Source organism: Fluctibacter corallii (genome assembly GCF_025751585.1).
Lineage (GTDB): Bacteria > Pseudomonadota > Gammaproteobacteria > Enterobacterales > Alteromonadaceae > Fluctibacter_A > Fluctibacter_A corallii.
Genome location: NZ_JAOWKX010000005.1, coordinates 286,958 through 301,260, shown reverse-complemented (window position 1 = coordinate 301,260; position 14,303 = coordinate 286,958). Strand labels below are relative to the sequence as shown.

Sequence of the window (14,303 nt, the reverse complement as noted above, 5' to 3'; positions counted from 1 at the left end):
GAAAAATAAGTACAGAAGGGGTGTACAGTTGTACACCCCGGTTTTTAGTTATTGTTTTGATTTAAGGAATGATGCAAGGACGTCCCCATCTATCCCTACAGAGACACTGACCAGGATACCCTTTGGGTCCTGTATCACCTTTGTAGCCCTTCGGACCTACTTTTCTCGCCTTTTCAGCAGCCAGCCCACTACCGTAGTGTGACACTGCACTCACCCCAGTAGGACCTGTATACCCTTTAGGGCCGGTTCCGCCTTTGGCGCCTGTATCACCTTTTGGACCAGTGTTGCCACGGTCACCCGTTACGCCTTTAGGACCAGTAACTCCACGAGGGCCTTTACCCCCTGTCGTGCCTCGGGCTCCGGTTGCACCTTTATTACCTGCATCTCCTGCGGGTCCGGTGTCACCTTTTTCACCTGTAGGACCAGTGGCCCCTCTATTGCCCGCAGGGCCTGTCGCACCACGGTCACCCACAGGGCCTTTCGGGCCAACGCGGCCTTTCGGTCCTTTCGCACCAGGTGAACCATCAGCACCATTTATACCATCAGTACCATTTTTACCATTGGCACCCTTGGCACCTTGCGCTCCAATTGGGCCAACGTCACCACGGTCACCCGCAGGACCTACAGGTCCTTGGTCACCCATAGGGCCTACATCACCACGAACACCGTTAGCACCATTTGGACCGACTAGGCCCACTTCACCAGCCTCACCAACTGGCCCTTGTGGTCCTACATCACCACGAGGTCCTAGCCCGCTCGCCGTCGCACAATCACGACCAAAAGTTGCTAAACAGCCGATTTGACCGATGTTGTAAACGCGAGGTGTGATTAACACTTCATCAATCGCACCAGGGAATGGTTTAGGATTTTTAAGTGATGCACCTGTGTATAGCGGACCATGCGTGTTGGTTTCACCTACGAGGGTATCCAATACAGTTGTTCCCGCTAATTCTAAGCCATCAACATAAAATTTAACGCCTGAGGCTTTACCATTACCGCTATACGTGACGGCAATGTGAGTCCAACCTACCGAACTGAACGACGCTGAAGTCAACTCAACACCGTTGTTGTTCTTGTCCTTAAGCCAGAAGCGTAGGCCTGAGTTAGACATTGACAAACTGAAACCTTGGTTTGTTGAGGCGTCTAATTTAGATATCAACGTATGTTCAGCGCTCAACGCATCATGGTTTACCCACAACGCCAACGTTAACGGGACATCTTTTTTATGGGCAGGAAGCGAACCAACAACGAATACATCTTTATTCATTGCCAAGCCATTTCGACCTTCTAAAATATACGAGCCTTTACCCGAATTTAAAAAGTAGCCATCATTGCCGTTTGCCGAGGTATCTTTATACCCGTTTGCTTCCCCTTCAAAGGAATAGTATGCGCTAAAATCGGTGGCATTAGCCTGCGCTGCTGCTAGCGAAAGTAAACTGCTAGCAATTAAAGTCCTTAATTTCATTCTCCGTCTCCTGCATTGCTAACAGAAACATGTCCATCAACAGGTAAAATTTCATTTGAACCCGTAGAGGCTTTAAATTGTTTAATCGCGTCGATAGCGCCAAAGCTTCGTGGATCGAATCCACCACTACCCGAAATGTATACATTGGGTCCTTGCGGCCCACGATATCCTGTAGGACCTTTTGCTCCACGCGGTCCCGTTGTTACAACACCGTGATAGCCTTGAGGGCCTGTAGCACCTCTCGGTCCAGTAGGACCAGTCGCGCCTGTTGCCCCTTTGTTACCCGTAGCTCCTTTATAGCCTTTTGGACCTTGATCACCTGGGGGTCCCTGAAGACCAATTGGACCTGTGACACCCTTAGCACCTGTATCACCAGTCGCACCTTTCAAGCCTTTAAGACCCATTGGGCCTTTGAGGCCTTGAGGACCCGCATCGCCTGTCGGCCCTTTAAGGCCTGTTGCACCACGCGCACCTTTTAAGCCCGCTGGGCCATCTGGACCTTGTAGACCTGGAAGACCATCATTACCGTCTTTACCATTACGGCCATTTCGACCGTCAATACCCGGCGCACCAGCTAAACCCGTTAAGCCCTTAGCACCGACAGGCCCTTTATCGCCTTTCGGACCTTGTGGGCCTTGTGGGCCTTTATCACCTGTTTCGCCCTTGGCGCCATCTGCTCCAGCGTCACCTCTAGGCCCTTGCAAGCCTTTAGGACCTTGAGGGCCTTCGAATCCACGTGGGCCTTTTTCACCCAGCTCAGGTTGATCCCCTGTGTCTGACGCTACGCAATTGTCACGTAAAGCAAATAAGCAAGAGACATCACTGCTATTTAATGCATGGCTGATCAACGTCACCTCGTCAATCGCACCATTGAAGGGTTCAAAACTCGTAGCACCTGAAGCACCAATTGTAAGCGGGTCACTGGCACCGATGTCGTTGCTCAGTGAGTCACTGTCAATCATCATTGTCATTGGCGTAGTATCGAAATACATAGATACACCAGACGCTTGCATAGAGCCGTCATAGGTGACGACAAGGTGATGCCAATCACTCATATCATTCCATTGCTCTGAACTGGTTACGCGTAGCTCACCACCTTGGATATCACGTATACTCAATACCACTTGGTTAAAGTCATTGATATAAATTGACATGCCCGGACTAAAGTCGTCCATTTGCTTAGAAAGTAGCGTTTCTTTGTAGTCTGTTAACTCACGAAGTGCCCAAATAGACGCTGAGAATGGATCCGCACCAGATTGAATGCTTAGCGTTTCTACCGTCATCATATCGTAGTAAAGTGCTTTATCTTTTTTACCTACGATGAAGCTACCCGCAACACTTAGAGGGAATTGGCCAACATGTGCCTCTGATAAGGTTTCATTGCCGTTATCAGATAAAGGCCAATGCGCATCCCAGTTAGATGCATTTGCACTGCTTAAACCACATGCTAGCGCTAAACCAGCAGCAATTTTTGTATAAGAAGATATTTTCATTATTCACTGTCTCCCGATGCTGTGTCTGGTAGACCAATACCTGGCTGGATTGGCGCTTCAGATAAAATTGGCGTTCCTAGCGCAATCGCAACATATCGGTTATCCAATCCTTTTTGCTGATAAAGATCTTTGATGAATTTCAGATGTTGACCTTCACTAAGAGCGATAAAGAAGTCTGACGCTTCACGCTCATTTTCAAGGCCTAATACTGTGTAATTCATTTCAAGGTTACCATCAGCATCTGTGGTGGTAGCGGCCTTGAGGATGTACTCAGGATCGATAGCGTAAACTGGCTTATCAGTGAAACTATCAACCCCTACAACAGCCGGGCTGACATCAATGATAGGCGCTTCTGCAAACCCAAAGATTTCATCACACCATTGTGGTGCGTCACCTCTTGGACCAGTATCACCTCTATCTCCAGTCGGTCCTGTATTACCTACAGTATTCGCGCCAGATGAACCTCGGTTACCCGTTGCACCAGGATTACCAGCAGGACCTTGATCTCCTGTCGCGCCCGTATAGCCCTTAGGCCCAGTATCACCTCGAGGTCCAGTTAGACCTTTGTCGCCTGTAGCACCACGGTATCCTGGAGGACCTTGGTCACCTTTTTGTCCCTTTGAGCCTTGAACACCCTGGTTACCCTGTGGACCTTGTGCACCACGATAACCCGTAGCTCCTTTTGGTCCTGTGTAACCCTGAGGGCCCGTATCACCAGTCGCACCGCGTAATCCAGTGTCTCCAACAGGGCCTTGTGCGCCAGGTGCCCCGTTTAGGCCATCTTTACCATCAGAACCATCAAGGCCATCTTCACCTACTGGTCCAGTTGGGCCTGTGTACCCTTTCGGTCCCACTGGACCTTTTTCGCCAACAGGACCCTCTGGACCTGTGTCGCCTTTTAAGCCAGCAATACCATCTGCACCAGCCGTACCCTTAACGCCTCGAGGTCCTTGCTCGCCTGCTGGTCCCATTGGTCCTCTTGGACCTACGGTGCCGACAGTCGGTCTGTATGCACAGTCAGTTTTTAATTGGTTTAAACACGTAACTTGGTCTTTGGTGAATGCGATAGGCACCATATACACTTCGTCGATATCAGCCGAAATCGCTTGTGTATAAGAAGGACCAGCACCCACGACTAATGGGTGATATGTTTCAACATTGCCACTCAAGTTATTTGAGTCAAGACGCAGCTCTGCTGGTTGACCATCGATATAAATCGCAAGATTAGATGCGTTTGCATCTCCAGCATAGGTTACCGTAACGTGGTGCCAAAGGTTATCGGTAGGTACTGACGCCAAAGACGTAACCGCGATTTCTCCACCATTATTATCAATAATACTGAATGACAGGTTCATAGCACCGTCGAAGTCCAAGCTAAAGCCTTGTCCTAAATCAGTATGTTTTTTAGAAATAATGGTCGAGCCTGCGGCAAAAGACGTAGGACGAATCCACAATGACAATGTTAACGGCATATCCTTTAAGAATGGCGCTAAGCCACCCACTACCATCACATCTTCAGACAATCCCAAGCCAGAACGGCCTGTCGCAGTAAAATTACCTGCCCCTGAAAGTGGAAAATATCCTCTCCCACCACTTAACATCTCTTCGCCGTTTCCTGGATAACCGTTCGCATTGTTAAAGGAATAGCTTACATTCATGCTATCCGATAACGCAGAGAACGATGCACCAAGAGAGAGTAATCCCACGGCAATCGCTATTTTGGTTTTCATTTTTATTTCCTTCACCCTTTGTATGTGAAATTTTTTGCCGCCTTTTGGCAACAAAAGTCCCTTCCCATTGCTGAGAATTCTAAAATCTCGTTAGAAATAAGCGTTCTAGTGAATGGTTACGCTAAGGTAATCCTTTATTTGCTCGATAATCGCGTCTTCCATGGTTTTACCAGACTCATCAATTTTAGATGCCATGAGATTTTCCCAAACCATTTTGGCTTGATTTTTATCCCCACGCTTGTCTAGTAACATAATTTTGGCAAAGCTTCCCGAGTAACTCGTTCCGTTCAGTCTGAGTGAGCGCCTAACTTGATGCCTCGCTTCTTCCTCATTGCCCTGAATAGCTTCGATGACAGCTAGGCCACCATACATTTCGCCAAAATTACGATCAATTTCGATACCTTTTTGAAAGATTTTTCGTGCGTCGAAAAACTTGTCTTGGAGAATATACAACCAACCCAAGAGATTAATTGCGGGCAGTAAGTCCGGTTGTATTTGAAGCGTTTTGTGAAGATGCTGCTCAGCAAGGGTAAAGTCTTTCTGGAAAAGGAAAGTAATGGCTAAGCCAAGATGGCCACGCCCACTCTCAGCCTGCTGCATAACAGCGGAATTAAAGTACTCAGACGCGTCAGAATAACGATTTGCTTTGAGCAACACATAACCTTGCGTCAAATTAGCCGCAACATTGTGTTTATCCAAATCTAATGCTGTAGTAGCAAAGTACGCTGCCTTATCCCACTCTTCCATGTCTGAATATATCTGTGACAATAACCCAGACACGGGGGCAAGAAGTATTTGCTGCGCATGAAGTTTCTCAAGAATAAGAATAGCTTCATCATAAGCGTTAACTTGATAAAATGTTCTTGCCAGAAGAAAAGCGATATCCTCATGTTCATCAATTTGATACGCATGCTTCAATATACGCAACGCATCTTCACTTCGATGAAGCTTTAGTAAGGAGTACGCGTATGGATAAGCGACATGAGGAGTGTGTAGAAGGCTATCAGATAAGGTCTCCATTTTAGTGACCGCAGTAACAAAATCCTCTAACCGATAGTCAACTAACGCCGATGCAAATAGCAATTTCTGGTTTGACTCATCCAACGACAAACCCTGAATACAATACTGGCGCGCTTTGTCAACGTCCCCTGACTCTATATAAAGTTGGGCTAAGTCTCCAAGAATGTTTGGATTGTCTTTGTCGACTTCTAAAAAATGCTCAAGCCGTGAGATCCGTTCGTCTAAGTTTGTCAAGGCGTTATTATTCATGTTATTACCTTACTCCTTTAATGGTGAAAAAATTAACATAATTAAAAACTAGATCAAGCATTTTTTTATCCTTTATTTCAAAAAAGAATATAAAGTGAATCTACATTTTCAATTAATTATTTTTACCAATTTAGCGAAAAAGATATATTGCATTGCGAGGTGTATTAGGGTAATTTGTTGCACGACATAGATAATAACTATACCAATCACCTTGGTAGTCGTATTTACCTAATTGCGAGTCAAAATATAGGTTCATACGTGAAGTTTAAATAATAATAATAATTACAAGGAAGGTACGAGGTGGAACCGTCTAACGCCATTCAACTGTTATCAGATCTTTTCTGGGTTGCAGCTAAAGTGGCCGGCCCTATCTTAATAACAGCACTTATTGTTGGTTTGCTTATCAGCATTTTTCAAGTTGTCACTCAAATTCAAGAGATGACACTCACTTTCGTGCCTAAGCTTATTATTGTTGTCCTTGTTGCAGGCGCAATGTCTCCCTTTCTATTGGGAAGTATTGAACAATATATGTCGCAATCTATCACCGCAATCGGATCAATGTAACATGGAAGCCGAAGTTAAGCAGTTTGCATTAATGCTCTCCCGATTCGGCGTAATGTTCTGGATCCCCTTAACAGGTCCACTCGCTCGAATCCCTCTTACTGTAAGGGCATTCACAGTTATGACACTAGTGCTCTGCCTCTACGTATTAGCAAGAGAAAACGCGAATATCACCTTATCGACAGAGAATACCATCGCCTTCATACCCGCCATGTTATTCGAGTTTCTTTTTGGGTTGTTGGGAGCGGTAGTGTTATCTATTCCCGCTGTAGCGTTGCTGTTTTTCGGTAGGGTAATGGATATGCAACTTGGACTAGGTGCAGCGGCAATTCTAAACCCTGCAACCAATAGCCAAGACTCTTTGATCGGTTCTGCCCTCGTGTTCTGTATACTCGTTTTATTCTGGGCGCTTAACCTACACTTAGATATCATTCAAATACTATTTGAACTCGTTAAACTCTTTCCACTTGGCAGCAATTTACTGTTTGCGACCGAAGGCATTCTCGCATATTTGTCTACCACATTTTTGATTGGTTTTTATTTATCATTTCCTGTCATCGCTGCGTTATTCGCAGTCGACGTGGCATCAGGTATCGTGTCAAAAAACATGCCTCAAATGAATGTGTACTTTGTGTTGATACCAGCCAAAATTTTGGTTGGATTAGTGGTGCTTTCACTGACCGTTAAAGCACTTGCAAACCACATGCATGATTTAGCGTTTGCACCAGTGAAGTTTTTTTGGGGACTGTAAGATGAGTGATGAACATAAGTCAGAACAGGCCTCAAGCCACAAATTAAAAGAGGCGAGAAAGCAAGGTCAAACATTTAAAAGTATGGAACTTAATGGATGGCTTTTATTATTAATTTCAGTAGCTTATTTAGCCATATTCTCTGGCGAAATGGCATCTCAACTTAAATTAATTGTTGTGCAACATATAGGTGACCAATTAATTTCCCCAAACAACAACATTAATAATGTGAGTGGAGATTTACTTTTCAATGTTATCGGCCTTTTAATTCCATTTTTTTCAATTCTTATTATATTTTCAATCGGAATTAATATACTTACCAAAGGCTGGGTATTTTCAGCTGCTCCCTTAAAACCCAAATTTGAAAAAATGAATCCAATAAAAGGATTTAAAAAGCTGTTTTCAAAGAAAAATTTGTTTGAGTTAGTCAAACAAGTTCTTAAGCTTGTAGTGGTAGTTGCGCTCCTTGTCTGGATATTCCCAACTGTCTACTACCATTTCGTAAATGCATCTTCTTCCAGTAGTCTCGATGAACTTGGAAACGTATTTCTGCAAGAAATGATTCGCGTAGCCGCGCTTATTCTTGCCATTACTATCCCCTTGGTATTACTCGATATTTTGTTCTCGAAATGGGATTTTTCGAAGCAAATGATGATGAGTAAACGCGAGGTGAAAGACGAACACAAAAAACGCGAGGGCGACCCGCAGATTAAGTCTAAAAGAAAAGAGAAGCAGAATGAACTCGGCAAAAAGCTTAAGTCATTGAGTACAGTGAAGACGGCAGATGTGGTGGTGAATAATCCAACTCACATAGCCGTGGCCATTAAGTTTGACCCTCAGACCATGGTGGCGCCTATCGTTACCTCAAGTGGTAGAGGCTTAATTGGTCAGTTTATTCGAAAAGAAGCAGCACGGCACGGTGTTGCTCAAATTACTGATATTCCTTTAGCCAGAGGCATATATAAAAACATTAAAATCGGGCACCCCATCACGCCTGAATATTACCAAGGGTTGGCTCCTTTTTATCGTCAGTTACTCAACGTAGGAGCTACGCAATGAAGATGTTTGCAAAGCGCTTCGGTATAGGCGGCGAAGCCTTTTTCGCCTTGGGTGTGGTAGCCATTCTTATGCTTTTATTTGTTCCCGTGAGCAAATGGCTGCTTGATATATTAATCATTCTTAATGTCAGCCTTGCGTTGCTGGTGTTATTGCTGACGTTCTATTCTGAACGGCCATTAGATTTCTCCACGTTTCCCAGCGTGCTGTTACTTGCCACACTGTTTAGGCTCGGATTAAATATCTCCTCAACCCGACTCATTTTAGATAATGGCGATGCAGGTAAAGTCATCATGGCGGTCGGAGATTACGTGGTTGCCGGAAACTACGTGATTGGATTAGTCATATTCTTCATTCTGGTGGTGGTGCAATTTGTGGTTGTCACTAACGGTGCACAACGTGTCGCGGAAGTAGCAGCTAGATTTACCCTCGACTCGATGCCGGGTAAACAAATGAGTATTGATGCCGATTTGAACATGGGCATCATAGATGAAAAAGAAGCCCAACACCGCCGCGCAATGATTGAAAAAGAAGCTAATTTTTATGGTGCAATGGACGGGGCAACCAAATTTGTAAAAGGTGATGCCATTGCTGGTATTGTGATTATTTTAATCAATATTATTGGCGGCCTCTCGATTGGCGTAGCGCAAGGCGGATTAAGCTGGCAACAAGCACTTCATTTATACACGCTGCTAACCGTAGGCGATGGCATTGTTACACAAATTCCTTCGCTAATTATTGCGGTGGGTACTGGAATTATCATTACTCGCGCTGCGACGCAAGGGAATTTAGCAGATCAACTGTTTACGCAAGTCGTCACCCACCCTTTTACTTTAGCATTGGTGGCTGTGCTACTCGCCGCTGCCGCGATGGCTCCTGGCCTACCCGGATTTAGTTTGCTTTTTGTTTCGGCTGTATTCGCTGTGTTCGGGTTTGTCGCGTATCGAAAACACAACGCGGTAAAAGAAGATATTGACGAAGTTGAAACACAAGACGAACCGTCAGGAAATGGCCTATCTCTCACCATTGCCATGCACGAAACCCTGTTTGACGACAGCAAAGAGATTCAATCTGAGGTAAAAAGCCGTTATGAAACCTTTAAGCAGCAGTACGAAAACAAATATGGTTTGCTACTGCCCGACATCGATTTTCATAAAGACGATGGGGTAGATGAAAACACCTATAGTATTCATATTCGCAATATAGAGTATGCGTCAGGGGCGATTTACCCTACTTCAATTCTCGCGATTGACCCGGCAGATAAACTCTCAGGCGTTGACGGAATACGTACAAAAGAACCAGCCTATGGATTGAATGCAGTGTGGCTTAAGTCTGAATTGGGCGAAAGCGCAAAACAACAAGGGCTTACAATCGTGCAGCCCGACACCATTTTGCTTACGCACATAACCGAGTTTATTAAGCAACATGCCCAAGAGTTCGTTAGCAGATCCTTTGTTGACCAAGTTTTAGAAGAACAACGAGACCAGAATGAAACACTTGTAGCAGAAGTCGTTCCAACGCAATTGGCGATTGCAGATGTGCATCAAATCTTTGTCAATCTTATACAAGAAAAAGTGCCTCTGCATAACGCGGGCTTGATGTTCGAAGTACTGGCTGACAAAGCAAGAACTGAAAAAAATGTCGAGATCCTAACGGAATTTGTCAGACAAAGACTTAAAGTACAGCTTACTAATCCACTGGCCGACAAAGCGAAAACGCTGCATATCATCTCATTGAACCCAAATTTTGAGCGTAAGTTGATGTCAGCGGCTAACAATCAGGATGGTCAAGCGTTATTAGTTTCACCTCAGGATCTTGATCATCTAATCAAACAGATCACAGTGTTTGCAGAGAAAGCCATTGGCTTAAACGTTGAGCCTATTCTGTTGGTCAACCCCATGATCAGACGAAGTGTGTGGCGTACCATTACACGTTCCCTCCCTATGGTACATGTGTTGTCTACCGCTGAAATCCCCAATCACATTCAAATTGATAGTTTGGGTGTGGTGAGCGATCACAACTTACAGGTGGCTTAGATGATTGAAAAAATAGTTAACGACAGCATTAATTTACAATTACTAAAATTGAGTAATACAAGTAATAACCTTGCGAATGCGTCAACACCAGGTTACCTACCCAGCGGCACCTTTATAGAGGTGGTAGAAGGTCAACAGTCGGTTCAGCGCTTTGTGAATGCAGACAGTTTGAAAACCGCAATACGTCAGACCGAAAATCCATTAGAGCTTGCGGTAATGAATGGGGGAATGTTTATTGTTGAGAAACAAGGTCAACAGTACTTAACGCAAGACGGACGGTTTCATATAAATAGCGATGGTAATATTGCGCATATTTCAGGCGCATACCCTGTTACGAGCGAAGGAACTCAACTAACAGAAGCGGACACATCGCTACTGTCTTCGCTGATACAAACAGTCAAACCATCAGCACAGCATTTAGATTTACAACCTCAAGATCAAGGGCTTTACACGCCACAATGGTCTCAATGGAACGTCGATGAACGCGCTAACGTTTTGCCACAAGCGTTGAACCAAACTCGGCAAAGTACCACGACTGATGTCGTGAATATGCTCGAAACCCAACGCGCTATTGAATCACTACAAAAAGCTTACCAAACCTATGACACCACGGTTTCATACGGTATTTCAGAATTAGGGAGAAAATAACCATGATTGATGCCTTATATATTGCAGAATCTGGACTCACTGTAAAACAAAAGCAACTGGATTCCATCGCTAATAACATCGCCAATGTGTCTACGCCTGGCTTTAAAGCTAACCACGTTAATTTCATGACGGTAGTGCAAGAAAATCGTGACGCAAATGGCGATATGATAGGCACTCAGGCATTGGGTGTCGCAGTGGGAGAAAGCGCACTAGACCTTAGCGCAGGTAAGATGCAACAGACAGGTCGAGCACTTGATGTCGCAATTAGTGGTGACGGTTTTATAGAAGTCGACCTAACAAACGGAGAGAAAGCCTATTCTCGTGGCGGCCGCTTGAGCGTTGATAACGATGGCTTTTTACAAACAGATTCAGGCCACAGATTATCAGCATCAATACAAATACCACCTGATGTTAAACGCCTTGAGATTGGTCGCAATGGCGCAGTTTCAGCGACATTAGACAGCGGCGAAGCCATTCAACTCGGTGACATTCAACTGGTTAAGTTTTCCAATACCAATGACCTTCATCTCCTGAGTGATAACGTATTTGCAGCTGGAGACAGTGCAGCGCAATCGGCCTTTTATTCTGAAGCTGGAGAAAACGGGTTAGGCTCAATTGAACAAGGTATGTTGGAAGCATCAAATGTGTCTTTGAATCAGGAAATGATGAACATGATGCTCGCACAGCGTGGTTACCAACTTAACGCGCGACTCATACAGGTCTCGGATCAGGTGTTAGAAACTCTGAATAACCTGAGAAGATAATGAAAAACGCGTTTATTTTGCTTTCAGTGTTAGCTGGCTTTACGTCGAATAACGTAATGGGGAAATCGATGACTACGTATTTACCCCTCACGTTAAAAGACGTCGCGCCTGCCATACAGGGTGACGTTAAAAATCGAGTGCTACTTGATATCGAGACAAAAGGTTGGCTCGATCTCACCTCGGTGTTAACTGAAGAAGAATTAAACGCAGCCAACCTCCCCTACAAGCGAATATGGGTTAATGCATGCCATCAAGCCGATGAGCAAAAACTTAAAGAAAATATTCTCGCTTGGATAGCTCGCCAACCTTGGGCCTCTGCACTTTCAGTTAACGCTGTAGAAGTGACTTCTCGACAAGTATGCGAAAACTGGAATAAAACACGTAATTTTGCATTAAAGCACGCACAAATATTAAAAAGAGATAATGTGCTGACGTCTGCGGATAAACAGGGCGAACAACTCAATATTACCTTACATGCCAATGTAGAGGTATTAGTTGCCTCACAAAATATTTCGGTAGGCGACGCAATATCAAATGCAAACGTGGCCTTTCAATCTGTTCCTTTAACACAGATTAGCGTTCGTGATCTCAACACTGTGATGCCTTTTAATCAAATAGCCAAGCGTGCTATCGCCAGTGGAGCCACGCTCCGTTCTACATGGCTGGAAGGTGCACCAGCAGTATCTGCGGGTGATAACGTCAGTGCCACATTAGAAAACGGACAGATCGAGATCACCGCCAGAGCGAAATCACTAGGTAGTGGAAAGGTAGGAGAAAATATCATGGTACTGATACAAGGCACGAACAGTCCCATACAGGCGACGATTACAAAAAAAGGACACGTGAATGTGGGCGAATAAATTAAGGTGTATTGGGCTTGTTTTCTCATGCCTTTTTACGGTTACAACGTTGGCAGATGACTTAGTCAATATCGATGATTTTCGTCCTCTGACTGCAGATAAAAACGCCATTCGGGTAGGTGATATCGTTACCTTGCTAATTTTTGAAGACGCCAGAGCAGGTTCAAGTGCAAATCTTCAAGACAGCAGCCGTTTTGATATCTCCGCAGGCGCAAGCCGCGATAGCCTTGGCTGGAATTACGGTTTAGGCATTGGTGCTGACAATGACGGCGATGCTGCAACAGAGAGAAAAGGCTTTATTCGCGCTTATATCACCGTTCAGGTATTGCACGTTGATCAGCACGGATTGCTTAACGTGAAGGGGTCGCAAAAGCTAAAAATCAACGATGAAGAACAAATTATATTAGTTGAAGGCAAGCTTCGCCACACCGATATTGCAGCGAATAACACCGCCCTCTCCTCTCGTTTACTTGACGCAAAAATCAGCTTTACTGGAGAAGGTACGGTATCTGACGGACACGATTCAGGCGTTATCAATTCATTACTAAGATGGTTGGGTATCATATGAGACGTATTTTTGTTGCCTTTGTGGCTTTTACACTGCTTTTGCCCAGCATCAGTTTTGCAAGCATAGCAACGGTTAAAGATGTTGCCAGAATTCAAGGCATGCGCGACACCGCATTAGTGGGTTATGGTTTGGTTTCAGGCTTGGCAGGCACCGGGGATTCTTCACATTTTGTTTCTACCTCCCAATCCTTACGTAGCCTACTTAGAAGCTTTGATGTGAATGTCGATGACGCAGACGTAAGAAGCCGCAATGTCGCCGCAGTGATGATTACCGCCAATATACCGTCTTTCGCAGAGCCCGGAGATAAAATAGACATTCGCGTGAGTGCAATTGGCGATGCACGTAGTTTAGCGGGCGGCACATTGCTGCTTAGCCCACTGAAAGCGCCCAATGGCACCTCATACGCATTGGCTCAAGGCCAAATTACTGTTGGCGGCTATCGTTTTGAACAGGATCAGAATGTGGTTGCAAAAAACCACGTTACTGTAGGCACGATTACGCGTGGCGCAACGGTTGAACGCTCGATTGAGGGATCGTTATTCGACGACGACGGTGCAATCAATATTGTGCTGAACGCCCCAGATATTTCGCTCATGGAGAATATTGCCTCTGCACTAGAACAGCAATTTCCTCGCTTTAAGGTTGCACGAAAACATGCCGGCAAAATCAAGGTGTCTGGCAGTGGTTTATCTCTGCGCGATTTGGCGCAAATAGAACAGCTTAAGGTACATACCACAGAGTTCGCCAGAATTGTTGTTAATGAGCGCTCCGGCGTCATTGTGTCGGGTGCAGATATTCCCGTGTCGAGAGTGGTTATCAGTCATGGTGCTATTAGCTTAAAAATTCGCTCTATTCCGAGAGTCTCTCAGCCAAATAATTTCCTGATTGAAAGTCAGTCGAATGCAGAGACTGTGGTTATCAGAGAAACCGAAATTGACGTTGATGAAGGGCAGCAAGCTGTTTACATCAATAAAGATGAAACCACGATTGCAGAAGTCGTCTCATCCCTTAGAAAACTTAATATTCCGACACGCGACATTATTTCAATTCTCGAAGGATTGAAGCAAAGTGGCGCGCTGTATGCGGACATCATAGTGCAATAGG

Annotated in this window: 13 protein-coding genes; 9 read left to right on the top strand and 4 right to left on the bottom strand. The window is 44.9% G+C overall.

The features are described from left to right. Positions 1-61 precede the first annotated feature (61 nt). The 4 genes from OE749_RS11560 to OE749_RS11545 form a co-directional block, all read right to left on the bottom strand. Positions 62-1,465, bottom strand: coding sequence for a LamG-like jellyroll fold domain-containing protein (locus tag OE749_RS11560; protein WP_263712614.1), 1,404 nt, complete (start codon positions 1,463-1,465; stop codon positions 62-64). After that, positions 1,462-2,958, bottom strand: a complete 1,497-nt coding sequence (locus OE749_RS11555; protein WP_263712613.1) for a LamG-like jellyroll fold domain-containing protein — start codon at positions 2,956-2,958, stop codon at positions 1,462-1,464. The genes OE749_RS11560 and OE749_RS11555 overlap by 4 nt, the downstream gene beginning before the upstream one ends. Then, complete coding sequence (locus OE749_RS11550; RefSeq protein WP_263712612.1) at positions 2,958-4,688, bottom strand: LamG-like jellyroll fold domain-containing protein; 1,731 nt, start codon at positions 4,686-4,688, stop codon at positions 2,958-2,960. The genes OE749_RS11555 and OE749_RS11550 overlap by 1 nt, the downstream gene beginning before the upstream one ends. Positions 4,689-4,793: 105 nt before the next feature. Next, positions 4,794-5,957, bottom strand: a complete 1,164-nt coding sequence (locus OE749_RS11545; protein ID WP_263712611.1) for a tetratricopeptide repeat protein — start codon at positions 5,955-5,957, stop codon at positions 4,794-4,796. Between the two features lie 300 nt (positions 5,958-6,257). On the opposite strand from OE749_RS11545, the gene OE749_RS11540 reads away from it, so the two are divergent. Genes OE749_RS11540 through OE749_RS11500 form a run of 9 tightly spaced genes read left to right on the top strand, consistent with a single transcriptional unit; the run spans position 6,258 to position 14,302 of the window. Beyond that, positions 6,258-6,521 (top strand): flagellar biosynthetic protein FliQ, encoded by a 264-nt coding sequence (locus OE749_RS11540; RefSeq protein WP_263712610.1) that lies wholly within the window; start codon positions 6,258-6,260, stop codon positions 6,519-6,521. Between the two features lies 1 nt (position 6,522). Further along, entirely contained in the window at positions 6,523-7,269 is a 747-nt protein-coding gene (locus OE749_RS11535; RefSeq protein ID WP_263712609.1) for a flagellar biosynthetic protein FliR, read from the top strand. A gap of 1 nt (position 7,270) precedes the next feature. Continuing rightward, on the top strand, positions 7,271-8,326 hold the full coding sequence (locus OE749_RS11530; protein WP_263712608.1) for an EscU/YscU/HrcU family type III secretion system export apparatus switch protein: 1,056 nt from the start codon (positions 7,271-7,273) through the stop codon (positions 8,324-8,326). Next, positions 8,323-10,359: a flagellar biosynthesis protein FlhA gene (locus OE749_RS11525; RefSeq protein WP_263712607.1), complete on the top strand. Its 2,037-nt coding sequence runs from the start codon at positions 8,323-8,325 to the stop codon at positions 10,357-10,359. The genes OE749_RS11530 and OE749_RS11525 overlap by 4 nt, the downstream gene beginning before the upstream one ends. Then, positions 10,360-11,007 (top strand): flagellar hook-basal body complex protein, encoded by a 648-nt coding sequence (locus tag OE749_RS11520; protein WP_263712606.1) that lies wholly within the window; start codon positions 10,360-10,362, stop codon positions 11,005-11,007. Positions 11,008-11,009: 2 nt separating this feature from the next. Next, positions 11,010-11,771 (top strand): flagellar hook-basal body protein, encoded by a 762-nt coding sequence (locus OE749_RS11515; RefSeq protein WP_263712605.1) that lies wholly within the window; start codon positions 11,010-11,012, stop codon positions 11,769-11,771. Beyond that, complete coding sequence (gene flgA, locus OE749_RS11510; protein ID WP_263712604.1) at positions 11,771-12,631, top strand: flagellar basal body P-ring formation chaperone FlgA; 861 nt, start codon at positions 11,771-11,773, stop codon at positions 12,629-12,631. Before OE749_RS11515 ends, flgA begins: the two co-directional genes overlap by 1 nt. Then, on the top strand, positions 12,618-13,199 hold the full coding sequence (locus tag OE749_RS11505; protein WP_263712603.1) for a flagellar basal body L-ring protein FlgH: 582 nt from the start codon (positions 12,618-12,620) through the stop codon (positions 13,197-13,199). Before flgA ends, OE749_RS11505 begins: the two co-directional genes overlap by 14 nt. Then, positions 13,196-14,302, top strand: coding sequence for a flagellar basal body P-ring protein FlgI (locus OE749_RS11500; protein ID WP_263712602.1), 1,107 nt, complete (start codon positions 13,196-13,198; stop codon positions 14,300-14,302). Before OE749_RS11505 ends, OE749_RS11500 begins: the two co-directional genes overlap by 4 nt. Position 14,303: the final 1 nt, after the last annotated feature.